The organism is Leisingera sp. NJS204 (assembly GCF_004123675.1).
GTDB lineage: Bacteria > Pseudomonadota > Alphaproteobacteria > Rhodobacterales > Rhodobacteraceae > Leisingera.
Map to the genome: position 1 here is coordinate 2,009,891 of NZ_CP035417.1, position 24,392 is coordinate 2,034,282.

Annotated in this window: 27 protein-coding genes and 1 tRNA gene; 20 read left to right on the forward strand and 8 right to left on the reverse strand. The window is 60.2% G+C overall.

Going from position 1 to position 24,392, the window contains the following annotated elements:
- Positions 1 to 25 precede the first annotated feature (25 nt).
- The 3 genes from ETW24_RS09865 to ETW24_RS09875 are packed head-to-tail and all read right to left on the reverse strand — an operon-like array spanning position 26 to position 4,135.
- On the reverse strand, positions 26 to 1,075 hold the full coding sequence (locus ETW24_RS09865; protein WP_129370904.1) for a lipocalin-like domain-containing protein: 1,050 nt from the start codon (positions 1,073 to 1,075) through the stop codon (positions 26 to 28).
- A complete protein-coding gene (locus tag ETW24_RS09870) occupies positions 1,065 to 3,482 on the reverse strand; it encodes an ABC transporter permease (protein WP_129370905.1) in 2,418 nt (805 codons plus the stop codon). The genes ETW24_RS09865 and ETW24_RS09870 overlap by 11 nt, the downstream gene beginning before the upstream one ends.
- The gene (locus ETW24_RS09875; protein WP_129370906.1) at positions 3,479 to 4,135 is read right to left on the reverse strand and encodes an ABC transporter ATP-binding protein; all 657 of its coding nucleotides are present in this window, start codon (positions 4,133 to 4,135) and stop codon (positions 3,479 to 3,481) included. Before ETW24_RS09875 ends, ETW24_RS09870 begins: the two co-directional genes overlap by 4 nt.
- Before the next feature lie 185 nt (positions 4,136 to 4,320).
- Here ETW24_RS09875 and ETW24_RS09880 point away from each other — a divergent pair, with 185 nt between their 5' ends.
- On the forward strand, positions 4,321 to 4,770 hold the full coding sequence (locus ETW24_RS09880; protein ID WP_129370907.1) for a potassium channel family protein: 450 nt from the start codon (positions 4,321 to 4,323) through the stop codon (positions 4,768 to 4,770).
- On the opposite strand, the gene cls is transcribed toward ETW24_RS09880, so the two are convergent.
- Positions 4,767 to 6,182 (reverse strand): cardiolipin synthase, encoded by a 1,416-nt coding sequence (cls, locus tag ETW24_RS09885; protein WP_129370908.1) that lies wholly within the window; start codon positions 6,180 to 6,182, stop codon positions 4,767 to 4,769. The genes ETW24_RS09880 and cls overlap by 4 nt on opposite strands.
- Positions 6,183 to 6,327: 145 nt before the next feature.
- On the opposite strand from cls, the gene ETW24_RS09890 reads away from it, so the two are divergent.
- Both ETW24_RS09890 and ETW24_RS09895 read left to right on the forward strand, forming a co-directional pair.
- Positions 6,328 to 7,194 carry a YihY/virulence factor BrkB family protein gene (locus tag ETW24_RS09890; protein WP_129370909.1) on the forward strand — a complete coding sequence of 289 codons (867 nt, stop codon included), beginning with the start codon at positions 6,328 to 6,330 and terminating at the stop codon, positions 7,192 to 7,194.
- 128 nt (positions 7,195 to 7,322) lie between these two features.
- A complete protein-coding gene (locus tag ETW24_RS09895; RefSeq protein ID WP_129370910.1) occupies positions 7,323 to 7,511 on the forward strand; it encodes a hypothetical protein in 189 nt (62 codons plus the stop codon).
- 7 nt (positions 7,512 to 7,518) lie between these two features.
- On the opposite strand, the gene ETW24_RS09900 is transcribed toward ETW24_RS09895, so the two are convergent.
- Entirely contained in the window at positions 7,519 to 8,235 is a 717-nt protein-coding gene (locus tag ETW24_RS09900) for an RlmE family RNA methyltransferase (RefSeq protein WP_129372891.1), read from the reverse strand.
- Between the two features lie 78 nt (positions 8,236 to 8,313).
- On the reverse strand, positions 8,314 to 9,426 hold the full coding sequence (locus tag ETW24_RS09905; protein ID WP_129370911.1) for a Ppx/GppA phosphatase family protein: 1,113 nt from the start codon (positions 9,424 to 9,426) through the stop codon (positions 8,314 to 8,316).
- A 283-nt stretch (positions 9,427 to 9,709) separates the two neighbouring features.
- Here ETW24_RS09905 and ETW24_RS09910 point away from each other — a divergent pair, with 283 nt between their 5' ends.
- The 6 genes from ETW24_RS09910 to ETW24_RS09935 are packed head-to-tail and all read left to right on the forward strand — an operon-like array spanning position 9,710 to position 13,996.
- Entirely contained in the window at positions 9,710 to 10,006 is a 297-nt protein-coding gene (locus ETW24_RS09910) for a virulence factor (RefSeq protein WP_027258981.1), read from the forward strand.
- 26 nt (positions 10,007 to 10,032) lie between these two features.
- Positions 10,033 to 10,959 carry a methylenetetrahydrofolate reductase gene (locus ETW24_RS09915; RefSeq protein ID WP_129372892.1) on the forward strand — a complete coding sequence of 309 codons (927 nt, stop codon included), beginning with the start codon at positions 10,033 to 10,035 and terminating at the stop codon, positions 10,957 to 10,959.
- A gap of 17 nt (positions 10,960 to 10,976) precedes the next feature.
- A complete protein-coding gene (locus ETW24_RS09920; RefSeq protein WP_129370912.1) occupies positions 10,977 to 12,038 on the forward strand; it encodes a methyltetrahydrofolate cobalamin methyltransferase in 1,062 nt (353 codons plus the stop codon).
- Positions 11,995 to 12,618: an SRPBCC family protein gene (locus ETW24_RS24805; protein ID WP_254695736.1), complete on the forward strand. Its 624-nt coding sequence runs from the start codon at positions 11,995 to 11,997 to the stop codon at positions 12,616 to 12,618. Before ETW24_RS09920 ends, ETW24_RS24805 begins: the two co-directional genes overlap by 44 nt.
- Positions 12,546 to 13,070 carry an SDR family NAD(P)-dependent oxidoreductase gene (locus ETW24_RS09930; RefSeq protein WP_254695750.1) on the forward strand — a complete coding sequence of 175 codons (525 nt, stop codon included), beginning with the start codon at positions 12,546 to 12,548 and terminating at the stop codon, positions 13,068 to 13,070. The genes ETW24_RS24805 and ETW24_RS09930 overlap by 73 nt, the downstream gene beginning before the upstream one ends.
- Positions 13,070 to 13,996, forward strand: a complete 927-nt coding sequence (locus ETW24_RS09935) for a 3-hydroxyacyl-CoA dehydrogenase NAD-binding domain-containing protein (RefSeq protein ID WP_129370914.1) — start codon at positions 13,070 to 13,072, stop codon at positions 13,994 to 13,996. The genes ETW24_RS09930 and ETW24_RS09935 overlap by 1 nt, the downstream gene beginning before the upstream one ends.
- A gap of 293 nt (positions 13,997 to 14,289) precedes the next feature.
- Here ETW24_RS09935 and ETW24_RS09940 read toward each other — a convergent pair.
- Positions 14,290 to 14,379: transfer RNA gene (locus ETW24_RS09940), tRNA-Ser, on the reverse strand.
- A gap of 122 nt (positions 14,380 to 14,501) precedes the next feature.
- Here ETW24_RS09940 and ETW24_RS09945 point away from each other — a divergent pair.
- The 7 genes from ETW24_RS09945 (at position 14,502) to ETW24_RS09975 (ending at position 20,796) form a co-directional block, all read left to right on the forward strand.
- The gene (locus tag ETW24_RS09945) at positions 14,502 to 15,353 is read left to right on the forward strand and encodes a DUF2059 domain-containing protein (RefSeq protein ID WP_129370915.1); all 852 of its coding nucleotides are present in this window, start codon (positions 14,502 to 14,504) and stop codon (positions 15,351 to 15,353) included.
- Between the two features lie 203 nt (positions 15,354 to 15,556).
- Positions 15,557 to 16,102: a 50S ribosomal protein L21 gene (gene rplU, locus ETW24_RS09950; protein WP_129370916.1), complete on the forward strand. Its 546-nt coding sequence runs from the start codon at positions 15,557 to 15,559 to the stop codon at positions 16,100 to 16,102.
- An 11-nt stretch (positions 16,103 to 16,113) separates the two neighbouring features.
- Entirely contained in the window at positions 16,114 to 16,383 is a 270-nt protein-coding gene (rpmA, locus tag ETW24_RS09955) for a 50S ribosomal protein L27 (protein ID WP_027258993.1), read from the forward strand.
- Positions 16,384 to 16,667: 284 nt separating this feature from the next.
- Positions 16,668 to 17,204 carry a GNAT family N-acetyltransferase gene (locus ETW24_RS09960; protein ID WP_129370917.1) on the forward strand — a complete coding sequence of 179 codons (537 nt, stop codon included), beginning with the start codon at positions 16,668 to 16,670 and terminating at the stop codon, positions 17,202 to 17,204.
- A 121-nt stretch (positions 17,205 to 17,325) separates the two neighbouring features.
- Positions 17,326 to 18,360 (forward strand): GTPase ObgE, encoded by a 1,035-nt coding sequence (obgE, locus tag ETW24_RS09965; RefSeq protein ID WP_129370918.1) that lies wholly within the window; start codon positions 17,326 to 17,328, stop codon positions 18,358 to 18,360.
- Positions 18,348 to 19,454 (forward strand): glutamate 5-kinase, encoded by a 1,107-nt coding sequence (gene proB / locus ETW24_RS09970; protein ID WP_129370919.1) that lies wholly within the window; start codon positions 18,348 to 18,350, stop codon positions 19,452 to 19,454. The genes obgE and proB overlap by 13 nt, the downstream gene beginning before the upstream one ends.
- Before the next feature lie 76 nt (positions 19,455 to 19,530).
- Positions 19,531 to 20,796 carry a glutamate-5-semialdehyde dehydrogenase gene (locus tag ETW24_RS09975; protein WP_129370920.1) on the forward strand — a complete coding sequence of 422 codons (1,266 nt, stop codon included), beginning with the start codon at positions 19,531 to 19,533 and terminating at the stop codon, positions 20,794 to 20,796.
- Positions 20,797 to 20,859: 63 nt separating this feature from the next.
- On the opposite strand, the gene ETW24_RS09980 is transcribed toward ETW24_RS09975, so the two are convergent.
- Positions 20,860 to 21,456, reverse strand: coding sequence for a histidine phosphotransferase family protein (locus ETW24_RS09980; protein ID WP_129370921.1), 597 nt, complete (start codon positions 21,454 to 21,456; stop codon positions 20,860 to 20,862).
- Between the two features lie 34 nt (positions 21,457 to 21,490).
- Between ETW24_RS09980 and ETW24_RS09985 the strand changes: the two genes are divergently transcribed.
- The 4 genes from ETW24_RS09985 (at position 21,491) to rpsB (ending at position 24,334) form a co-directional block, all read left to right on the forward strand.
- A complete protein-coding gene (locus ETW24_RS09985; RefSeq protein ID WP_039145992.1) occupies positions 21,491 to 21,673 on the forward strand; it encodes a DUF3553 domain-containing protein in 183 nt (60 codons plus the stop codon).
- A 107-nt stretch (positions 21,674 to 21,780) separates the two neighbouring features.
- On the forward strand, positions 21,781 to 22,542 hold the full coding sequence (locus ETW24_RS09990; protein ID WP_129370922.1) for a GNAT family N-acetyltransferase: 762 nt from the start codon (positions 21,781 to 21,783) through the stop codon (positions 22,540 to 22,542).
- A complete protein-coding gene (locus tag ETW24_RS09995; RefSeq protein ID WP_129370923.1) occupies positions 22,539 to 23,369 on the forward strand; it encodes a lysophospholipid acyltransferase family protein in 831 nt (276 codons plus the stop codon). Before ETW24_RS09990 ends, ETW24_RS09995 begins: the two co-directional genes overlap by 4 nt.
- Positions 23,370 to 23,557: 188 nt before the next feature.
- Positions 23,558 to 24,334, forward strand: coding sequence for a 30S ribosomal protein S2 (rpsB, locus tag ETW24_RS10000; RefSeq protein ID WP_129370924.1), 777 nt, complete (start codon positions 23,558 to 23,560; stop codon positions 24,332 to 24,334).
- Positions 24,335 to 24,392 lie beyond the last annotated feature (58 nt).

Here is a 24,392-nt window from a genome sequence, read left to right on the forward strand (position 1 = left end):
TAAACAGGGGCGCCTTCGGGCGCCCTTATTCATAGCCGGTCATCTCCAAGTAGCCTTTGCCGGAATGGCTGCCGCTGACCGACACCGGCCCTTCCCAGTATGAAAATGAGGTTCCCATCCAGCTTTGTGGATTAAGTGCCTGAACCTCAACGGAAACACCCTTTTCCGGCAGGCTTGCACGCCAGCGCGTCGGGATATTCCGGCCCTGCACATCGCTGACAGCCAGCGCCTCAGCCTGAAAGGCACCAGGCGCCAACGGCTCTGCTTTGCCATCCGCCGTTATCCAGGTGCCTGACGTGAAATCACCGCTTGTGCCGCGCAGTACAAACCCCATCAGCTTGTCTCCGCTGTCAAAGCTGAGCGAGAACCAGTCCCAGCCGCTTTGATCCTCTGCCAGCGGCTGGCTTGACCATTCCCGGTCCAGCCAGCCATGGCCAGTGACGTCAACCGGCCCGCCGGGCAGGTCCAACGTTCCGGACACCTTGTAGAACGGTTGGGAATAGTAATAGCTCGCTTGGCCGCTCTCGGATTTCTCGGAATACCCGTCCTCTCCATGCAGCACCAGCGGACCTTCAGCGGTGAGCCGCAAGTCATAGGAAAACTCATGATCTGAGGCCGTTATCTCCATCTTTTCAAATGCCTCGCCCGTGGAACGCATCTGCCAATCCCCGATCCAGGCGTCAAATGGGTCAGCCGATACCCCAGCCTGGCCCACACCGCCGCGGGCAATGCGTTCAGCGAACAGGTGCTGGTCCGGCGCTGTCACGGCCGCATGGGCCAACCAGATTTGCGGGCTTTGCCAGCCCTCAGCCTCTCCCGGTGCCAAGGCGGAGCGGAACAGCGTCCACTGAATGCCGTAGTCCTGGCCGCCGGCGTCTGTCAGATTGGCGGTTAAGTACCACCACTCAATGCGGAAATCCGGATGGGCGCCGTGATCCTGAGGAAAAGACAGCTGGCGGCCAAGCTCTGGCACCGCAAACCCTTCGGCCTCAGTACCAAGCCCGGCATAACCCTGCGGCAGGGCTGCAGTGGCGCAGCCAGCCAGGAGGAACGGGAATATGGATCTAACGTTCATTGGCAAACACCTTGAGCAGTTCCGCAGGATCCAGACGGCTGAGACGGCGCGCGGGCAGGGCGGCTGCCACCACCGCAGCCAGCAAGGCCAGCAGGATAAGCCGCAGCCAGTCCGCTGGAAACAAATGCATCGGCAGCTTCCAGCCAAAGGCTTCAACATTTATGACGGAAAGCAGCGCCCAGGCCAGAAGAAGCCCCAGCGGCAGGGCCAGAAACGCAGTGATCGCGGCCAGCAGCAGGCTGCGCAGGATTTCGGCACCGGCCAGCTGGCGGCGGCTAAGACCCATCGCCCAAACCGGGGCAAGCTGCGGCAATCGCTGGCTCCATAGGGTAAGAAGGCTGGTCAGCATGGCAAATCCGGCCACTCCCAGCGTCAGCAGGTTCAGCGCGGAAGTGATGGTAAAGGTCCGGTCAAATATGCCCAGAGAGCGGGCCTTGATGCCCGCCTGGTCAACGATGTTTTCCCGCGGCATTTCAAATGCTTCACGAATGGATCTGACCAGTTCCGGCACATCTTCAGCAGGCAGCCGCAGCCCGAATTGCCGGTTTGGAATATCGGCTGCGCGGGCCAGCAATGCAGCCAACGAGGTGATCACCTGACCATTCGGATTGCCATAGTCGGAGTAGATTCCGGCAATTGTCAGCTCCCAATCCGGGGCCAATGCCAAAGAACGCCCGGGGCCAAGGTCATGACGGCGGGCAAATTGTTCATTGACCAACAGGGCTTCTCCAGCGGCGACACGGTCCCAGACCTCCGGCAGCGCCTCCAGCAGCGGCCAATTCTGCCGGTACGTCTCATCATCCGCAATGCCGTATATCCGCAGCGGCGCCCCTTTGTAGCGGATGTCACTGCGCCGGATCGGCAGCACGGTTATGCCGCGGTCTTCCAGCCATTGCGTTAGCCTCTCTCCCTGTTCATCGCTTGTCGTGGTCACGTAAACTTCAGCCGACAGGCGTTGGTCCAGCCAACCGACAAAGGTGAGCCTGAAGCTGGAAACCATTGTTCCGACGCCGATATTCGTCGCCAACGCCAAAAGCAGCGCCATCAGGGCAAGCGACATCCCGGGCAATTGCGCCCGGGTGTCGGCCCAAAGCCATTCGGCAAATGGACGTGTGCTCAGCCGCGCCCCGATCCGCAGGCCGGCTGAGATCAGCAGCGGCAGTATCAGTGCAGCCCCCAGCATAAGCCCGGACAGAAAAACAAAACCTGCAATAAGTCCTTGAAAGATTAGGATGACCATAAGGCCTGCAAGCAAACAGACGGCACCTGCGATCGCCGCCGCCAGGTGCGACTTGCTTGCCTGCTGCCCGCGGGCCTGGGTTGCGGGTGCGGCCAGCAGGGGCATCCGCCATAAGGCGTAAAGCGCCTGCGCCCCGGCCAGGAACGTACCGCCGCAGGCCATTGCCAGCCCGGACAAAACCCACTCAAGACGCAAGCTGAGGGCGCCGTCCACCGAGGCGCCGTAGAGCCCGGACAGCGTGGCCTGAACATCCGGCAGCAGTGCTGCCGCCACCAGATAGCCTCCGGCCAGCCCCGCAATCCCGGAAATCAGCGCGACAACCGCAAGCTCTGCTGCGAACAGGGCAACCAGTACCCGCATCGGAACACCCAGACCGCGCAAGGTCCGGATCATGCTGCGGCGCTGCTCCAGGCTGAGACCGATGGTCCCTTGAACAATGAACAGCCCGACAGCAAAGGACAACAAACCAAAGGCTGTCAGGTTGAGGTGAAAACTGTCGGTAAGCCGCGCCGTATCTGCCGCTGCATTCCGGGCAGGAATGCGGGTCAGACCCGGGGCAAGTTGCTGCAGGGGTGTCAGGCCGGGAATTTGATCCGGCAGAATGATCAGGTAGCTGAGGCTGTCCGGCTGCCGCAGCAGCCGGCTGGCCAAACTGATGTCTGCAATCAGTACGCCGCGCGGCAGCCTGTCCGTTTGGGTGACCGGGTGCTCACTTTGCGCGGCAGAAAGCACCTGCGCGGTTTCCGGGTGTGCAAAAAACCGGCCCGGCGGCAAAAGCGCATCCAATGCAGGTGCGCTGTCCTGCTCCGCCGCCTCGGCCAGAGCCGGAACCAGCGGATGGCTTAGCAGATCAATGCCCATGATATCAAAGCTTTGCCGCTTAAACCTGACAGTTCCTTCCAGAACAGGCGTCAGCTGCCATCCCGACCGGCGCAAGCTGACGAATTGCTGCAGCGCGATTGCACCGTCTTCCGGCGCCAGCCGGTCCGCAGCTGTTGTACCAAGCTGCTCGGCGGCGCGTGCGTAACTGGCGCGGGCTTCGCCGTTGATTGCCTGAACTGCAGACCAAAGCCCCGTTGCCAGGGCCAGCCCGGCCATCAGCGTTGCCAGTTGCAGGGGATGCCGCCGCCAGTGCGACAGGATGGCACTCAGCGCGGTGCGGATCATGCGGCCTGGCCAAGCTGCAAATGCAGCCGTTGGTCCAGCATCCTGGCAATGGCGGCGGAATGGGTGACCAGAAACAGGGCCGCGCCGCTTTCCCGGACCAGCTCCAGCATCAGGTCCATCACCGCCGCGCTGGCGGTTTCATCCAGGTTCCCGGTCGGCTCGTCCGCCAGCAGCAATTTAGGCCGCAAGGCCAGGGCACGGCCAATGGCAACCCGCTGTTGCTGCCCGCCTGAGAGTTGCTCCGGGTAGCGATCGAGAAAACCGGCCAGGCCAAGACGGTCCGCCAGCACTTGCCCCCAATCAGGATCCCACCGGTTTCCCAACCGCGCGTGCAGCGCGATGTTTTGCCAAATGCTGAGTGAAGGTATTAAATTAAACTGCTGGAAAACAAGAGAAACATCTCTTCTCCGCAACGCCGCGCGCTGCCGGTCTTTAAGGTTTGAAAGCGGGATGCCCGCAATTTCAATTTCGCCGCTGTCAAAACGGTCCAATGCCCCGGCCAAATGCAGCAATGTGCTTTTACCGGAGCCGCTGTCGCCCGTCAGCGCCAGGCTGCTGCCAGCCGCCAAATCCAAAGACACCCCGCGCAAGACAGCGTTTTCCGGCGTCTGTCCCGGATAGGTTTTGGTTACATTGCGGATCTTCAAAACCATTCCGCGGCACCCTCCTGCGCTGTGGTCTTCAATGCCTGCAACGGCACTCAATACCTCTGCCAGGAAGAAGTCCAGTGCGGCACAAAGGCTGGCCCATCCGGCTTTCTTATGGTTAAGCGTTGCGGAGTACCATTCTAAGGTGCTGAAAAGCCCCAGAACAGCTTCGCACCGACAGGAGAGCCAAGATGACGCTATGGAACCAGTTGCTGTGGGGCTCAGTCTATCTGAGTGTCTGCCTGATCCTCGAAATCTCTGTTTTGGTATTGTGTTCCGCCGTGTTGAACAAACTGTCGGCGGGCTTTCCCAAACCTTTCAGGCCTTGGCAGATCGGCATAATGCTGGTGGTGGCGATTTTCATTATTCTGGGCAGCCATACGGCTCAGATCTGGATCTGGTCCGCCGCTTTTGTTCTGGTCGGTGCGATCGGCGACTGGAACACATCTGTTTATTTCTCTCTGGCGACCTATACCACGCTTGGCTACGGCGATGTTGTACTGGGGCCGGCGTTGCGGATTTTTGCCGCCTTTGCTGCAGTCACTGGATTATTCGGGTTTGGGATCAGCACGGCCTTTCTTGTCAGCGCAATGGGGCGGTTGTTTTCCTTTAACGGAGAAACACATAGGGCAAGGGATTAAAGCACAGGTGCCAGCAGTCGCGCCACCGGTGCCAGCAATCGAATGCGCAATGCCTGCCGGTCCAGCGGCTGTGTAAGCGCCGTAGAGCGCTGGAAATCCCTGGCCAGCATTTCAGAGATTTCGCGCGCGGACCGCGGGTCGAAAAACAAGGCCATGGTTTCAAAATTCAGCCGGAAGGACCGGTAGTCGAGGTTCGCCGTGCCCACACCCGAAATCCTGTCATCGATAACAAAACACTTCTGATGCATGAAACCGCCCCGGTAGCGCAGGATATGAACGCCAGCTTCCCGCAGCTCATCAAAAAATGCAAAGCCCGCAAGCCAAGGCAGGTGGTGGTCAATGGATTCCGGCAAAAGGATCCGGACATCCAGCCCGCGCAACGCGGCATGTTTCAAGGCTGCTAGCACCTCCTGATCCGGAACCAGATACGGGGAGGCCAGCCAAACTTTTTCCCGTGCTGCAGTGATTGCGGAGAAAAACAGCATGGACCCGTTGCCGATGCTATCGCCGGGGCCGGTCGAGACGATCAGGGCGGGCCGGTCTTGCGCTGAGTGTTCAGCGTCCCAATTCAACAGGTCCAGGACCGGCTCTTGCGTGTGCCAGTGCCAATCCTCCGCAAAGGAAAGCTGCAGCTGCTGAACAACTGGTCCGGTGAGCCGCGCATGGGTATCCCGCCATGGCCCCATAACAGGGTCCAGCCCCATGTATTCCTCGCCGGCATTCAGCCCGCCGGTAAAGCCGGTCCGCCCATCCACAATAACGGTTTTACGGTGGTTGCGGAAATTGATGCGCAGCCGGTGCCAAGGCGGCCGTTGAACTGCGGGATCAATCATGTTCACACCGGCCTGCTCCAGCGCGCGGGCATAGCTGCGGGGCAGCTTCCGGCTGCCAATACTGTCTGTCATGAACCAAATAGTTACGCCGCGTTCTGCGGCAAGTATCAGCTTGGCCTGAAGCTGCCTCCCCACTGCGTCCGCACGCAGAATGTAGTATTGCACAAGGACATATTCCTGCGCCTTATCAATCTCTTCAAAGATGGCGTTGAATGTATTCTTGCCATTGATGAGCAACTCCAATCCGTTCCCGTGGCAGACGTTCAAGCCTGCAATGGCTTCAAAGGGCGCTGTGTTTACCGGCAGCTTCCGCGCCGCCTCGGATTGGACGCTGGTATAGATCCGTTTAGCAACAACAGCCTGTTCCGCGGCGCGGCGTGCCTTCCAGTACCCTTTGAACCGGTGGTGGCCAAAAACCATGTAGGCGGGCAGGGCGGCTATCGGCGCAGCCAGCAGGAAGACGGTCCAGCCAATAGCCCCTTGCGGTGTGCGCGCGGTGCGGGCTGCGCGAAGGGCTGCAAACCCGGCAGCGGCCCAGGTTGCGGCAATAGCCGTGGTGCTAAGAACAATCCAAAACATCTGAAGGTCCTAAGATAGCGGCTTGATTTCAAATTAGTACTGAAAAGCGGTGCCTGTTACACCGGGCCAGGCTGCGGCAAGAGGAAATCAGGGCGTTTGTTCTTTGCCGCTGGCAATTCCCTAATGGTTGTGGAACCTTACGCCTATGCCAATCCTGCCGCCATTACGCTGCTGGCCTGCAGCCTTGCTAGACGCCGCCCGCCGCTTCAACCGGAAAAACGGCTGGGTGATGAGCAGCCATATCGCCATGTCGATGATGCTGGCGCTGTTTCCGTTTGTTCTGTTTACAGTGGCGCTGGCGGGGACCGTTGCCGGTTTGCTGTCGCAGGACGTCGCTATGGAAACCATGACGGAACAGGTGTTCAGCGTTTGGCCGGATGCGGTGGCACGGCCGATCCTGACCGAACTGAAAGCGGTGCTGCAGACATCAAATACCCAGCTTGTCACCCTGGGCGGCCTGTTTGCGCTTTATTTTGCGTCGAATGGCGTCGATGCCGTCCGCACGGCCATGGTTCAGGCTTATCATGATACGGATACAAGACCGTTTTGGCGGTCGAGGGCGCTGTGCATCGGGCTGGTCGTTCTGGGCGGGGCGGGTATTCTGGCCGTCACCGTGTTTGAGGTGATACTGCCGCTCTATGTCAGGCACATCGCCCAATTTCTGCCCTTCGAGAGCATTCCAAAAGGCTGGGAAAAGGGGTTGAGGGGCGTTCTGGCGCTGGCTCTTCCCACTGGCGCGGTGCTGGCGTTTCATGTGCTGCTGCCTGGCCGCGTGCATCGCTTGCGGCGGATCCTTCCGGGCGCGATTCTAACCCTTCTGCTGTGGCTGGCCTGCGGCAGCGGTTTTGCGTTTTACGTCGGCTCTTTCGCGCAATACTCGGCCACATACGCAGGGCTTGCGGGCGCCATGGCCGCAATGATCTTCCTCTATCTGAATTCAGCTATCCTGATCCTGGGGGCCGAATTCAACGGTGCGCTGATCGAGATCGCCAACGGGATGGGCCGGTCATGAAAACTGCGGGTTTTCTGCAACTGTTTCCGTTTCTTCAACAATAAGGCAGTCCTGCCCCATTTGAGCCCATCTAGCGGCCCAATCACCGTTTAGATCTTCAGGAAGAAGCGGATCCAGAAGGGGCCATCATGACAAAACTGCAAAACAAACTGCGCCACATGCGCCTGTTTGAACTGATGCGCCAGCGTGAAATGGCCGGCCATGTCAGCCGTAAACTGCGGGTGTCCCGGCTGGCCGATGGTGAGGGTGATGACGCTATCCTGCTGCGCGATCTGGCAACGCGGTCGCTGACCGCACCGCACAGCCGCCGGGTCTGACGGGACCTCAGCCCCGGAACCCGGTTGCCACCACAAATTTCTCGGAGCTGTCCGACCGTGAGGAGGGCGGCTTCATGTTTGCCACTTTGGTGAACTTCTGCTTCAACAGCTTCTGCAACTCGCCTTCGGCGCCACCTGCCAGAACCTTGGCCACAAAGGTGCCGCCTTCCTCCAGAACGTCAAAGGCAAAATAAGCGGCGGTTTCACACAGCGAGATGATCCGCATATGGTCCGTCTGCTTGTGGCCGGAACTGGCGGCGGCCATATCCGACATCACCACGTCAGCCTTGCCGCCCAGCCATTCCTTGACCTTGTCGTCGGCGCCGTCCTCCATGAAATCGAGCTGATGGAACTCGGCACCAGCCAGCGATTCAACTTCCTGCAGGTCCACGCCGATAATGCGGCCCACCGACTTGCCCTGTTTTTCGCCCAAAGCATTGATGCGCTTCACCGCCACCTGCGCCCAGCCGCCGGGCGCACAGCCCAGATCGACGATCCGGGCACCAGGCACCAGAAAGCGGTATTTGTCGTCCACTTCCATGATCTTATAGGCTGCGCGCCCGCGATAGCCTTCGGCCTGCGCCCGTTTGACATAGGGGTCATTCAATTGCCGCTGCAGCCAAAGCGTCGAGCTGAGCTTGCGCCCGCGCGCGGATTTCACCTTGACCTTCAGATCGCGCTGACCGCGTCCGGATGTGTTCTTACCTGTCGGCGTCTTTGCCATCATCGTCACCATTTGCGCCGGTGCGCGGAATTCTGCAAAAATTCCGGCCCGGAAATATCCAATTTTTTCCGGCCCCGCCTAGTAGGGACCGTCCTCCAGAACGCCATCCGCGCTCATCTGTGCATAAAGCAGCCCTTCGCGCAGGCCGCGGTCCGCAACCGACAGCCGGTCGGTCGGCCAGCAGCGCAGCAATGCCTGCAGGATTGCAGACCCGGACATGATCAGCGCCTGGCGGTCCTCGCCGATGCGGGGATCGCGGCGGCGGCCCAGAGGCCCGAGTTCTAGATACCCCCGGATCACCTTGTCAATCTGATCGCTGGTCATCCGCAGCCCGTCCACCTTGGTCCGGTCATACCGCTTCAGCCCCAAATGCGACGCTGCAACCGTCGTGACAGTGCCCGAGGTGCCGACAATCTGAAAGCCGATCCGGGTCTGCTCATCCTTATAAGGCGCAAAATCAGCCAGGTTTTCCTCAAAAAACCAGCTCATCAGCGCAAAACGTGCGGCATCGTCTTCGACATCGTTGAACTGGTCCCGCAATGTGGCAACCCCCAGCGGCACGGAAATCCAATCCACCACCTTGGCCGCGGGAAACGGGCTTTCGGTGGTATGGAACCCGTTATGCAGCCGCATGATCGCAGAGGGGCGGTCGCGCCGCGGGACTGATGAGATGTCGATCCACACCAGTTCAGTCGAGCCGCCGCCGATATCGACCACCAGCAACTGATCCGTTTTGGTGGAAACCAGCGGCGCGCAGGAAATCACCGCCAGACGTGCTTCCTCTTCCGGCTGGATGATTTCCAGCGTCAGACCGGTTTCCCGCTTCACCTGGCGGATGAACTCGCGCGCGTTCTTTGCCCGGCGGCAGGCCTCGGTTGCCACCAGCCGCATCCGCCGGACCCTGTTGCGTTTCAGTTTCTGCTGGCAGATCCGCAGCGCCTGGATGGTGCGCGCCATCGAAGACCGCGACAACCGTCCGGTCCGCTCCAGCCCGGCGCCGAGCTGCACCGACTTGGAGAAACTGTCAACCACATGAATGCCGCTGCCCTTGGGCTGGGCGATCAGCATGCGGCAGCTATTTGTACCCAGATCCAGCGCCGCATAAAGCGCATCAGGATCGGGCCGGGCCGGTGCAGGGGTTTCGACCGCCTTGGGAAACGCGCCCGCACCTTTCGAGCGCCTGGGCGCCATGATTCACGCCCTCCGATTATCGTGTTAACGACAACAATAGGGGCGCCGGTGCAGCGGCGCAAGCGCCTGCTGGCAGAAGCGAAGCAATTTCCGCAGCTTCGAGGAAATCTCATAATCCACATGAATATTTTGGCGGCAAACCCCTGTGGCATTCGAAACGGCACAAAGCTAGTGTCCCGGCAGCAAAACGTCGCTCAATCCCATCGTGTTGTCGAAAATCGACCAACGTGCGGGCGGCCGCCGCTCTAGAACGTGGTCTATCCAGGCTAGGAGGAAATTAGGCATGCCCGACGTTACGATCGTATACTGGCGCGATATCCCTGCGCAGGTCATCGTTGGCAAAGGCCGCCGCGGCGCCAAACGCCAGCTCGAAGAACGGTTCGAGCAGGCCATCGACCGCGCGGCTATGAAGGTGAACGCCAAAGACGCGGATGCCTATCTTGCCGAGTGGCGCAAGGCCGCGCCTTATGCCGCCGAAGGCGAAGCGGCCGATGTTGCCGAAGCTGAGGCAACCCGACTGGAAACGGAATACGATCAGGACCGCCTGAAGACCCTGATTGCAAACGACGGATGGGCGTGAGCCTGACACCACTATGGGAGGCCGTGATGGCTTTGCTGAACTTTAAGAAACGCGATTCTGGCGCTGGCCAGTCTGCCACCCCCGAAATGGAAGCCTTCCTGAAAGGCTATTCCATCGAAGTGATGCCGCGCACTGCCGCCAAGGTCGATGATTTCCGCGATCTGCTGCCCGCCGGCACCCGTGTCTATGTCGCACATATCGAAGGCACCCCGATTGAGGATATGGTCGACACTGCCAAGCGCATTGCAGGTGAAGGCTATGATGTGATGCCGCATTTCCCGGCACGTATCATCAAGGACAAGGCCACCCTGGGTGACTGGATCAACCGCTACCAGGGCGAAGCCGGCGTCAAGCAGGGCCTGATCCTGGCCGGTGGCGTTGCCAAGCCGCATGGCGATTTCGACAGCTCGATGCAGCTCTTGGAAACCGGGCTGTTCGATGATGCGGGCTTTACCAACCTGCACGTTGCTGGCCATCCCGAGCCGAACCTGGACATCGACCCCAAGGGCGGCCGTGCCAACACCTATGCGGCGCTGGATTGGAAACAGGAATTCTCCAAGCGCACCGACGCCGATATGGCGCTGGCAACCCAGTTCTGCTTTGAGGCGCAGCCGGTGATCGACTGGGTGAACGAGCTGAGCGAACGCGGCATGAACCTGCCGGTCCATATCGGCATCGCCGGCCCGGCCAAACTGCAGACCATGATCAAATTTGCAATCGCCTGCGGCGTCGGCCCGTCGCTCAAAGTGCTGCAGAAGCGCGCCAAAGACGTCTCCAAGCTGCTGCTGCCGCATGAGCCGGGCGAGGTTCTGGCCGGTCTGGCAGCGCATAAGGCAGCCAACCCCGATTTCGCAATCGAGAAGGTCCACTTCTTCCCGCTGGGCGGCATCAAGACCAATGCCACCTGGGCGATCAACAACGGCGGCGATTCCGCCAAGCCGGTTAACTCCTAAGACCCTAAGGATCAAAAATGACCCGTACAGTCGTAGAATCAAAAACAAAAACCGCGGTCCTGGGCTTTGACGAGCCGTTCTGTGTCATCGGTGAGCGCATCAACCCGACCGGCCGCAAAAAACTGGCAGCCGAGCTGGAAGCCGGCGATTTCTCCACCGTTGAAAAAGACGCCGTGGCGCAGGTTCTGGCCGGTGCAACCGTGCTCGATATCAACGCAGGCGTGGTTTACAATTCAAACCCGAACCCGAACGAGACCGAGCCGCCGCTGATGAAGAAGATCGTCGAGCTGGTACAGGGGCTGGTCGATGTGCCGCTGTGCATCGACTCTTCGGTTCCGGGCGCGCTGGAAGCCGGCCTGGAAATCTGCGAAGGCCGTCCGCTGCTGAACTCGGTCACCGGCGAAGAAGAGCGCCTGGAGCAGATCCTGCCGCTGGTCAAAAAGTACAACGTGCCGGTTGTGGCGATCTCCAACGACGACACCGGCATCTCGGAAGACCCTGATGTGCGTTTCGCCGTCGCCAAGAAGATCGTTGAGCGCGCTGCCGATTTCGGCATCCCCGCCCATGACATCGTGGTTGACCCGCTGGTGATGCCGGTTGGTGCAATGGCGACTGCCGGCCTGCAGGTGTTTGCCCTGGTCCGCCGTCTGCGCGAAGAGCTGGGTGTGAACACCACCTGCGGCGCGTCCAACATCTCCTTTGGCCTGCCGAACCGTCACGGCATCAACAACGCCTTCCTGCCGATGGCAATGGGCGCTGGCATGACCTCGGCGATTATGAACCCGGTGGCGCTGCCCATCACCCAGAAGAAGATCGCCGAAAAAAGGGCGGAAGTTGAAGCCGCCGGCATCGTCCTGCCCGAGGGCATGGAAGACGAAGCCTTTGTGCAGATGTTCGGTCTCGGCTCCACCAAGCCGCGCGCAGGCAAGGAAATGGAGGCCATTCGCGCTGCCAACTTCCTGACCAACAACGACCCGCATGGCGGCGACTGGATCAAGTTCAACAAAGAGCCTGCCAAAGAAGGCGAAGAAGGCCGTGGCCGTGGCGGCCGCGCCGGCGGCCGCCGCCGCCGCGCCTGATCCGCGCAGGCAGACTGAACAAAAGGCCGGGCAGAAGTGTCCGGCCTTTTTCGTTTTATCAACAGCCTATGTATGCGGGGGCGTGGCAGTTGCGGATTTTGCAACGCACATTACTCAAGGCGCACACGGCGATGCGCTGGCAAACGCTGCAGAAAGATATGTGTTTCTGCAAAGTGTCCGGCCGTTCGGGGCGCCGGATATTGCCGATCTCACTTTTGCCCATCGGCTGACTTATGACATTAAGTCCAACTGGAAGAACGCGGTCGACAGTTTTCTGGAATGCTGCCATTGCCCGACAGCGCATAAGGACTTTTGCGATCTGGTCGACATGGACACCTACAAGGTGGCAACCCATGGCATCTATTCCAGTCACTTGGCCGATGCGGGCACCACGCCCAACAGCGTCTATGATGTCTACAACGCGACGGTCAAAACCCATGCGGTTTGGTGGCTGTGGCCCAATACCTTATCAAAGCTGCAAACAATGCTTTCGGGCGGGTCGATCTGCTGGTCAACAATGCAGCTGTTCAGGTCGAAAAAACCGTGGCCGACAGCGACGACGACGATTGGAACCTGGTGATGAACGTCAATTGCAAAGGCGTGTCCAACTTGTGCCGTGCGGCCCTCTTGGATATGGCGGTACATGGCGGCAATATCATCAATATCGGCTCGATCCCGGGCATGGCCGCGGACCCGTCTATGGCTCTTTACAATGCGTCCAAGGCTTTCGTGCATGGGCTGACCCGCGCAATCGCCGTTGACCATGGACCAAAGGTACGCTGCAATGCTATCCGCCCCGGCTGGATCATCACCGAAATGGCCAAGGATGGCTTTGCCTTGGCAAACGATCCGGGCAAGGCCATGACCGATGCGCTGGCGCGCCATCCGGTCGGGCGGTTCGGGGAACCGGCCGACATTGCCAACATGGTTGCATTGCTGGCGTCGGACCGGTCTGCCTATGTGACCGGCGCATGTTTTACTGTCGACGGCGGCATGACTGCTGCGTCACCACTTAATCCGGGATTGTTCTGATGGAATTTGCACATACCGCATCTCTTGGCGGCGGCGTCATCGGCGCCAGCTGGACCGCGTTGTTTCTGGCATCAGGACGGTCCGTGGCCGTATATGATCCCGCGCCAACCGCCGAAAAACAGGTGCGCAGCTACATTGAGACAGCCTGGCCGGCGATGACTGAACTGGGATTGACGGCAAACGGCGATCCCGATGCGGTCACCTTCCACGCCTCAGCACCGGAAGCCGTCCAGGGCGCCGCGTTCATTCAGGAAAGCGTTCCGGAACGGCTGCCTGTTAAACATGCCCTGTTTGGCGAGATCGAAGGGGAAATGGACAAGGATGCAATACTGGCCAGCTCGGCCTCGGGCCTGACTTTGGGACAGATGCAGGGCGGCTGGAAAGACCCGTCACGGATAATCCTGGGCCACCCATTCAACCCGCCGCACCTTATCCCTCTGGTCGAAGTTATGGGCAATGACAGGACTGCGGATGGGATCGTGGAGGCAGCTGAACGTTTTTATGAAAGCATCGGCAAAATAACCATCCGCGTTAACAAGGAAATCGCTGGTCATGTTGCCAACCGCCTGCAAGCCGCAGTCTGGCGCGAGGCGATCAGCCTTGTGATTCAGGGCGTCGCCTCGGTTGAAGACGTCGACAAGGCAATGTGGGCCGGACCGGGCCTCAGATGGGCGGCGATGGGGCCGACCATGTTGTTCAACCTGGGTGCCGGAGAGGGCGGCCTGGCAGCATTCTGCGATCACTTCGCGGATACGTTCAACGGCTGGTGGGACGACCTGGGGCAGGTGCATTTGAACGAAGACGTGGCGCAAACCCTGATCAAGGGCGTGCAGGACGAAGCACAGGGTCAATCCCCAGCCGAGCTTTCAGCCAAACGGGATGCCCTGATCACCGCCATGCAGAAGGCTGCCGCCGGGCTGCGCTAACGCGATTGGAAATTGAAGAAAGTCCCTGACCCGGTGCCTTTTGCAATCAGCACCGGGCAAGCGGGCTGTTCAACGGGTAGCAATGCTGTCGCAGTGCGCCTTTTTGTTTGCTGACTGCCTGTGCAAAAGGGCCAAAGCTGTCCTATCTGGCGCTTTAAAGCTGCGCAGTTGGCATGGCCGGAAGTCCTCAAAGGGGTCATAGTATGACACCTTTGGCGGAATTTACCGCTACAGAGGCAAAACGCACTATTGCCCAGGGTCTAACTGATTGTCTTTGGATATCAGGGGAATAATGGCGGAGAGACAGGGATTCGAACCCTGGGAACCCGTGAAGGCTCAACGGTTTTCGAGACCGCCCCGTTCGACCACTCCGGCACCTCTCCGCGGGGGTCTGGTGGGGCAGCGTTTAAGGTTGATTCCGGGTGCGTGCAAGCAGGAAATGCGGCTGCGGCAAAAAAAGCCGGTTTGCCGTTGCCAGCCAAATGTTTTTGCCTAAATTTGCTTTATGAAGATGCCGCTCAAAACCCCCGCTGTGCTTTTACGTTTCCTGACTTTGCTGTGTTTGGCTGCCGTGGGAGTGCCGCAGACCGGCCTGGCCGCAGACCGTGAGAGGGTTGAGGCGTTTCTGGAAGTGACCGGCTTTGACGTCGCGCTCGACAGCATTGCCTTGTCCGCCTCCAGCGCACCGGAGATGCTGGGGGTGGATGCTGGCGCCTTTGGCAGCCAATGGACCGAATTGTCGGGGGACGTCTTTGACACCGCTGAAATGCGCGGCCTGGCGCTGGAGATCCTCGAAAGCACGCTGGACGACGAAGCCCTGGATCATGCGGCGGCCTTTTATGCCAGCGAATTGGGGCAGCGCCTGGTGCGGGCGGAAAACGCCTCGCATAAGGTCGAAGATGACGCGGTAAAGCAATTGGCAGGCAACCGCATCATCTCGGACATGGTCAAGGACGGCAGCGCACGTGTCGCCATGTACCAGCGGATGGGAACTGCAATTGATGCCGCAGGGGCAGGCGTAAAGGCGCTGCAGCAGATCCAGTTCCGCTTCCTTATGGCCGCCGCCGCTGCCGGGGTGATCAAACTGGAGCTGGACGCCGACGGCTTGCGGGCCCTGATGAAGGCGCAGGAGGGCGAGCTGCGCCTCAGCCTGCAGGCCTCCAGCCTGGCCGCCTCGGCCTATACTTACCAGGAGTTCAGCGATGCCGAGGTCGAGGCCTATGTTATGGCCCTGGAAGAGGCGCCCATGCAGCGGGTTTATGAGTTGCTTAACGCTGTGCAGTATGAGATCACAGCCAACCGCTTTGAAGAACTGGCGCACCGGATGGCGGAACTGACACCCGGGCAGGATATCTGAACCTGCACAGGCTTATGGCGCAGGGTGTGGAAAACGGTTGACACCTTTGAATTTCCGAACCATAAGCCCGCATCCCGGCCCGGACTCCGTGCGCCGGGATTCATTTGTAATACGCCCATGACACGGGCGCGCTGTTCGAGGCGGCATTTGCCGAAACACCCGCAAGGGGGCCGTAGGACGCGGGTATAAAAGGAAAGACGCACATGTTTGCGGTCCTCAAGACCGGCGGCAAGCAGTACAAGGTTCAAGCGGGCGATATCCTCCGCATTGAGAAACTTGCTGCAGACGCTGGCGACACCATCCAGTTCGACGAAATTCTGATGCTTGGCGGCGACGCACCTGTTGTGGGCGCTCCGCTGGTAGATGGCGCTGCCGTAAAGGCAGAAGTGATCGACCAGATCAAAGGCGAAAAGCTGATCAACTTCGTCAAGCGCCGCCGGAAGCACTCCTCCAAGCGCACCAAAGGCCACCGTCAGAAGCTGACCCTGGTCCGGATCACCGAGATCCTGGCATCGGGCGCAACCAAAGCTGCTCCGAAAGCCGCTGCCAAAGCTGCACCTGCAGCCGGTTCGGACGACCTGACCCAGCTGACCGGCGTTGGCCCTGCTGCCGTCAAAAAGCTGAACGAAGCAGGCCTGACCACCTTTGCCCAGATCGCAGCCTTGTCCGAAGACGACATTGCTGGTATCGAAGCGGTCAAAGTGAAGCCCGAGTGGGTTGAGCAAGCCAAAGATCTGGCTAAAGGCTAAGGAGAGAGAGAATGGCACATAAAAAAGCTGGCGGTTCCTCACGTAACGGTCGCGACTCCGCGGGCCGCCGTCTTGGCGTGAAACTTTTCGGTGGCCAGGCGGCCATCGCAGGCAACATCATCGTGCGTCAGCGCGGCACCAAGTTCTGGCCGGGCGAAAACGTAGGCATTGGCAAGGATCACACTTTGTTTGCCACCGCCGAAGGTGCTGTCACCTTCCGCAAAGGCCTGAAAAACCGCACCTTTGTATCGGTTCTCCCAGTGGCGGAGGCCGCTGAGTAAGCCGACCTGAAAGGTAAAGAAATCTTTAGGGGGATCGGTTATAACGCCGGTCCCCCTTTTCTTTTTTGCGTCTGCGAGTTCGTGATGTGTTTTCCTGCTGATACCAGCCCCCTCGGTTTTGTGCCGCTGCCGTCCGGTGTTCACGCCGGGCCAACAAGAAGTTTTGCGCGAATTGAAGACCTTGGGTCTTGCTCCAGGGGCAGGGCGAACACATCTGAAAATCATCGCCGCAACAACAAAGACAATTGCCGCCAGAAGTACACAGGCAGAGGAGGAGCACGTCCATGAACTTGGAACATATCGTGTGCCAGCAGGCCATCGAAACAGAACGGTTTATTTTGCGGCCGCTGCGAAAATCCGATGCCGGGCTGATCGAACATTACGTCAGCGATGCGCGCGTTGCCCGCATGACCCGCTCGGTCCCGCATCCGCTGCCGCCCGGCGCTGCCGAAGCCTTTGTCGCCCGTGCCATGGCCGAAGAACGGGACGAGGATGTCTGGGTGATCGATGGCACCGCCGAAGGCGACGCAGAGCTGAAAGGCGTGATCGGCCTCAAGCGGATGGACCGCAACCAGTCGGAAGTGTCCTATTGGACTGCGCCGCCGTTTTGGAATACCGGGCTTGCCTCTGCTGCGGTAAAGGCATTGGTGGATGCAAATCCGCAAAGCAACGCGGCGATGTTTGCCTCGGTGTTTCAGGACAACCCGGCCTCGGCCCGGGTGCTGATCCATTGCGGCTTTGAATATCTCGGGGACGCCGAAAGCTATTCGGTGGCGCGCGATGCCTCTGTCCCGACCTGGACTTACAGCCGAAAACTGTGATTGGCGCGGCGCGCGCTTTGCGGTAAGGCAAACGAAACATTCCCGCCAAGGCCTTAGGGCTTTGGCGGGACACTTGTACTGCGCGGGCGGGCACAGGATCCCGCCGCATTAAGGAGCTGTCATGAAATTCCTCGATCTGACAAAGGTCTATATCCGCTCGGGCGCCGGCGGGAACGGCTGTGTCAGTTTCCGGCGCGAAAAGTATATCGAATACGGCGGGCCGGACGGGGGCGATGGCGGCAAGGGCGGTTCGGTTTGGGCCGAAGTGACGGACGGGCTGAACACCCTGATCGATTTCCGCTATCAGCAGCATTTCTTTGCCAAAAACGGCCAGTCGGGCATGGGCCGACAGCGCACCGGCAAGGATGGCGACGACATTATTTTGCGTGTCCCCGTGGGGACAGAGATTCTGGACGAAGACCAGGAAACCGTTCTGGCGGATCTCACCGAAGTCGGCCAGCGCGTGCTGCTGGCCAAGGGCGGCAATGGCGGCTTTGGCAACCTGCACTTCAAATCGGCTACCAACCAGGCGCCGCGCCGGGCCAATCCGGGCCAGGAATGCGTAGAGCGCACCATCTGGCTGCGCCTCAAGCTGATTGCTGACGCAGGCCTGCTTGGCCTGCCCAACGCGGGCAAATCGACCTTCCTGTCGGCAACCTCCAACGCGCGCCCCAAGATTGCCGATTACCCCTTTACCACATTGCATCCGAACCTCGGCGTGGTCGGCATCGACAATACCGAATTTGTGGTTGCCGACATCCCCGGCCTGATCGAAGGCGCCCATGAAGGCAAGGGGATCGGCGACCGCTTCCTGGGCCATGTGGAACGCTGCGCGGTGCTGCTGCATCTGGTGGACGGCACCTCTGACACCGTGGTTGAGGATTACCAAACCATCATAGGGGAGCTGGAAGCCTATGGCGGTGTTCTTGCCACCAAGACCCGGATCACTGCGCTGAACAAGGTGGATGCGATCGACCCGGAGGAGCGCGACGAAAAACGTGCCGCCTTGGAACAGGCTGTTGGCGGCCCGGTCATGATGATGTCCGGCGTCAGCCGCGAAGGGCTGAACGAGGTGCTCCGCGCGGTACGGGCAGAAATCGACGATGACCGCGTCCGCATGAAACCCGCCGAGGAGGAAGCGCCTTGGCAGCCCTGAAGTCGGCAAAACGGATTGTCGTCAAGATCGGCTCGGCCCTGCTGGTTGACCGCGGCAGCGGCGAGCTGCGCGCAGGCTGGCTGCATTCCTTGGCCAATGACGTAGCCTGGCTGAAGGCCGGCGGCACCGACGTGGTGCTGGTTTCCTCCGGCTCCATCGCTTTGGGCCGGGGTGTTCTGGGCCTGCCGCGCGCGGACCTGCCGTTGGAGCAATCCCAGGCCGCAGCGGCAGTTGGCCAGATCCGTCTGGCCCGCGCCTATGAGGAGGCGCTGGCGCCGCACCGGATTACCACGGCGCAGGTGCTGGTAACGCTGGAAGACAGCGAAAACCGCCGCCGCTATCTGAACTCCCGCGCCACTTTGGAAACGCTTCTGGGGATGGGCGCGGTGCCGATCGTCAACGAGAACGACACCATCGCCACGGATGAAATCCGTTATGGCGACAATGACCGGCTGGCTGCACAGGTGGCGGTGACAGTTGGTGCCGATGCCTTGATCCTGCTGTCCGATGTTGACGGTTTCTACAGCGCCAACCCCGCGCTGGATCCCAAGGCCAAACGTTATGACCGGATTGACAAGATCACACCGGAGATTGAGGCGATGGCCGGCGATGGTGTTTCCGGCCTGTCCAAAGGCGGGATGATCACCAAACTGCTGGCGGCAAAGATGGCCACTGCAGCCGGCTGCGCCATGGTAATCACTGAAGGTTCGCCATTGAACCCTTTGAAAACACTTGAAGATGGCGCATCGTGTACTTGGTTCACCGGGCAAGGCGACCCGCAGGCCGCACGAAAGCGCTGGATCAGCGCGATGAAGACCCGCGGTGTTCTGACCATCGACGAAGGCGCTGCGCGCGCACTGATGTCAGGTAACAGCCTGCTGCCCGCAGGTGTGCGTCATGTGGGGGGTGACTTTGGCCGCGGCGATCCGCTGGCCATCCTTAGCCCAGACGGGCGCAAACTGGGGCAGGGGCTGTCACGCTATACAGCGGACGAAGCCCGCGCCATCCAAGGGCGCCAATCGCAGGAAATCGAGGCCACGCTGGGCTATCCCGGCCGCGCCGCATTGATCCACCGCGATGATATGGCGCTTTGAGCAGACCATCTGATAATCTATTCCAGCCGGCAGGCACCCGATGTGCCATAAAAGGACCGGCAAGGGCGCGAGACACATGAAAGACAATGAAAACATTCCCGCTGTGATGGCGGAGCTTGGCAAACGTGCAAAGCAAGCGGCGCAGATCCTGGCCACGGCCAGTGCTGAGCGCAAACATGCCGCCTTGATCGGCGCAGCCCAAGCGGTTTGGAGCCGCCGGGCTGAGATCATCGCCGAGAACGTCAAGGATCTGGAGTTCGGCCGGACCAAAGGCCTGTCCGACGCGATGATGGACCGGCTGATGCTGGACGAGCCCCGTATTCAAGGCATCGTCGACGGCCTGCGCGCGGTGGCAGAACAGCGCGATCCGGTGGGCGAAGTGATGGAAGAGTGGGAACAGCCCACTGGCCTCAAGATCCAGCGCGTCCGCACGCCGCTTGGGGTGATCGGGGTAATCTATGAAAGCCGCCCGAATGTGACGGCGGACGCCGGCGCGCTCTGCCTGAAATCAGGTAACGCGGTCATTCTGCGCGGCGGTTCGGAAAGCTTTCATTCCAGTCAGGCAATCCATGCCTGCTTGGCCGAGGGGCTGAAATCCGCGGGCCTGCCCGAAGATGCTGTGCAGCTGGTGCCAACCCGCGACCGGGCTGCGGTGCAGCAGCTGCTGACCATGACAGACTATGTCGACGTCATTGTGCCCCGTGGCGGCAAGGGCCTGGTGGGTCTGGTCCAGCGCGAGGCACGGGTGCCCGTTTTTGCCCATCTTGAAGGCATCGTGCATATTTACCTCGACAAAGCCGCCGATCCGCAAAAAGCGCTGGATGTGGTGCTGAACGCCAAGACCCGCCGCACCGGGATCTGCGGCGCCGCGGAATGCCTGCTGGTCCATCAGGACATCGCAGGAACGCTGGGTAAAGCAGTGTTGGAAGCCCTGGCATCCGCCGGCGTGGAAATCCGCGCTGAAGCCGGACTTCCCGGACCGAGTGGTATGACTGCTGCCAGTTCCGAGGACTGGGGCAAGGAATACCTGGATTCCATCATTGCTGCCAAGCAAGTAGCGGGCCTTGATGAAGCAATCCAGCACATCCGCACGTATCACTCTCAGCACACCGATTGCATCATCACCGAGGATGAGGCTGCAGTTCAGAAGTTCTTTTCCGAACTCGACAGCGCAATCCTGATGCACAATGCTTCGACCCAGTTTGCCGACGGCGGAGAGTTTGGCATGGGCGCGGAAATCGGGATTGCTACCGGCAAGATGCACGCGCGCGGTCCGGTCGGCGCTACTCAGCTGACAAGCTTTAAATATCTGGTGCGCGGCGACGGCACCACCCGGGCGTAACCGGCAGAAAACGCAAAACGCCGGGCGGCTGGCCCGGCGTTTCTTTGCGGAAATAGCTGCGAATCAGAACTGCAGCGTGATCTTTTCCAGGCTCTGCTCCAGCCGGACGGTGCGGTCTGCTTCCTTTGCGGCCTCGGGGAGCAGCGCAAATTGCACCAGCGCCGGCGTGATCTCGGCATTTGAATTGCCGCCGCTGACCCGCGCCCACAGCTCATCATCCACGTTCAGCTTGCGGCCTTCGCCCATTACCGTCCATTTGCCGCCGGCGCAGAAAATCTTAACTGTGCCGCCATAGGGAAGGGCGGATTCCAGGCACAGAGCCGCCAGCAGGGACAGGCGCGCCTCGCTGCGGGTGCATCCCTCCAGAGGCGACCATTGGTACTTGATCCGGCCGCCTTTGCTGATGTCCTCCAGCACCGAAATCAATTCGGCCCGGCCCATTTGCTGGTCGCCGGCAGCGCCAAAGGCGATGCGGAAGAAACGGATGCGGGCATTGGCATTTGCGACGCTGTCAGAGATCAGCTCCAGCTCGGGGCCGGACATGCTGCCAGCCATTCCAAGCAGTTCCAGACCGTTGTTTATGGCACCGACAGGGCTGATCAGATCATGGCAGATCCGGGACCCTACCAAAGCAGCCAGATTGGCGTTATCTACACCCATAACTTATACTTCCTCCGAACTGGGCCACCCGCCAATGAATGACCTCAACGCTATTTTAGCCCCCGGCATGTTCGTCCGGCACCCGGATCACCCTGAATGGGGTGTCGGGCAGGTGCAATCGAACGCGGGCGGCAAGATCACCGTGAATTTCCCCGACCAAGGCAAGCTTGTGATTGACGGAGCGCGCGTCTCCCTTATTCCCGTCTTTGATCCATAACGGTTTATGAAGGGTTAACGAACTCCATCTAATTCGCCTGAAAAGCTGCGCGTTCTTTGCCTTAATACAGGGATGCGCTCAAGCCTGATCGACGCAAAGGTGACCGAATGCAAGACTGTCCTCCGGAATTTTCCGTCAAGATTGCAGAAACAGACGCGGAGCTGCGCGCCGCACAGGCGCTGCGGTACGACGTATTTGTGCGCGAGCTTGGCGGCGGCGGCGCGTTGGTGGACCATGATGCGGGGCTGGAGCAGGACAGGTTCGATCCGTTTTTTGACCACATGCTGGTGATAGATGACACCACGGGCACGGTGGCCGGTGTCTACCGCTTGCTGCGTGATGATCAGGCTGCAGAAGCCGGGCAGTTTTATTCCGAGGATGAATATGACCTGACCGTGCTGAGGTCCTCCGGCCGCAAGCTGCTGGAGCTGGGCCGCTCTTGCCTGCATGCGGATTACCGCGGCGGCATGGCAATGTTCCACCTTTGGTCCGGGCTGGCAGACTATGTGCAGACCCACGGTATCGAGGTTCTTTTCGGGGTCGCAAGCTTTCACGGCACCGATACCGCTGCGCTGGCCAATCCGCTGGCCATGCTGCACCACAATCATATGGCGCCGCCCGGGCTGCGTGTACGGTCAAAGTCGTTTCAATCCATGAACTTGGTGGCCGCAGATGATCTCAACCGCAAACGTGCGATGGTGGAAACCCCCTCGCTGATCAAAGCATATCTGCGGCTGGGCGGATACGTCGGCGACGGCGCCTATGTCGATCAGTCGTTCAACACCACCGATGTGTGCCTGATCCTGGACACCGCGCAAATGAACGACCGCCAACGCCGGATTTATTCCGGAGGCAAGGGCCGGAAATGAGCGTCAGCTGGCAAAGCGAAGAGGCGCCGGATCCGGTCCGGATCAGCGCCTTGGGCTGGTTGCTGGTGCTGCTGCGCGGGCTGCCGCTGGCGGTGCTGGTATTTGGCGGGCTGCTGGTATTGCTGGCCCTGCGGCTGATTGAGCGGCCAGTATTCGGCTTGCAGCGGCCGGTCACGCCGTTCATCACCCAGTTTGTCTGCCGCAATGCCTTTCGCATTCTGGGGATCCGCTTCATAACCCGCGGAACGCTGATGCGTCAAAAAGGGGCCGTGGTGGCCAATCACGCCTCCTGGCTGGACATTTTTGCCCTCAACGCGCGCAAGCGGATCTACTTTGTTTCCAAGGCGGAGGTTGCCAAATGGCCGGGGATCGGCTGGCTGGCGCGGGCCACCGGCACCGTCTTTATCGAACGCAATCCCAAAAAAGCCAGGGAACAGGCCGACATGTTTGAACAGCGCCTGCTGGCCGGCCATAAGCTGCTGTTTTTCCCCGAAGGCACCTCTACCGATGGTTTGCGGGTTTTGCCCTTTAAAACAACGCTCTTTGCTGCGTTTTTTTCTGAAAAACTGCGCAAAGATCTGCATATCCAGCCTGTTTCGGTCCGCTACCGCGCGCCCGATGGCGCCCCGGTGCGGTTCTATGGCTGGTGGGGAGATATGGATTTCGGGCCGCATCTTCTTAAGATCCTGGCAACCCCGCGGCAAGGCCAGGTGGAGCTGATCTACCACCAGCCGTTAAAGGTTGCCGCCTTCCCGGACCGCAAAGCCCTGGCCGCCACTGCCGGGAAATTGGTGAAGGATGGCCACCTGCGCGCTTTGAATGGTTGAAAAATCAGGCGGGAACCGGTTTCTTCCGGATCCGCTATTGTCAGCTGACAATTTCTGCTCTATGAGCGCGCCTACGAACCCGCAGGCGGGGTTTGGCCTGATCAGGGGAGACATCCCTGACGGACCCCCGGTTGGAGCATCCGCTCTGAACCCCCGCCGAGGATAGAAACCGGAAAGGATATACTAGCATGGCTCTTCCTGAGTTCACCATGCGTCAGCTGCTTGAAGCTGGCGTTCACTTCGGCCACCAGACTCAGCGCTGGAACCCGCGCATGGCACCGTTCATCTACGGTTCGCGCAACGGCATCCACATCATGGACCTGACCCAGACTGTTCCGATGCTGGACCAGGCGCTGCAGGTTGTCCGTGACACCGTTGCCAAAGGCGGCCGCGTCCTGTTCGTCGGCACCAAGCGCCAGGCAGCCGGCCCGATCGCCGAAGCGGCTGAAAAGTCGGCTCAGTACTTCATGAACCACCGCTGGCTCGGCGGCACTCTGACCAACTGGAAAACCGTTTCCCAGTCGATCAACCGCCTGAAAGAAATCGACGAGAAAATGGCGGGCGGCGCCGAAGGCCTGACCAAGAAAGAGCGTCTGGGCATGGAACGCGACCAGGAGAAGCTCGAAGCGTCTCTGGGCGGCATCCGTGATATGGGCGGCGTGCCGGACCTGCTGTTCGTCATCGACGTGAAAAAAGAAGCGCTGGCCATCGCCGAAGCCAAGAAACTGGGTATTCCGGTTGTGGCTATTGTCGACACCAACTGCTCCCCCGATGGCGTGGACTTCATCATTCCGGGCAACGACGACGCATCGCGCGCCATCTCGCTGTACTGCGACCTGGTTGCACGCGCAGCACTCGACGGCATGTCCGCTCAGCTGGGTGCCGCAGGCGTTGACCTGGGCGCGCTCGAAGAAGCGCCGGTCGAAGAAGCCGTGGCTGAAGAAGCCGCTGCTGCTGACGCCTGATCCGTCCCGTCACGGAACTGACATGCGGGGCAGGGTATCACCTGCCCCAAATCTGTTT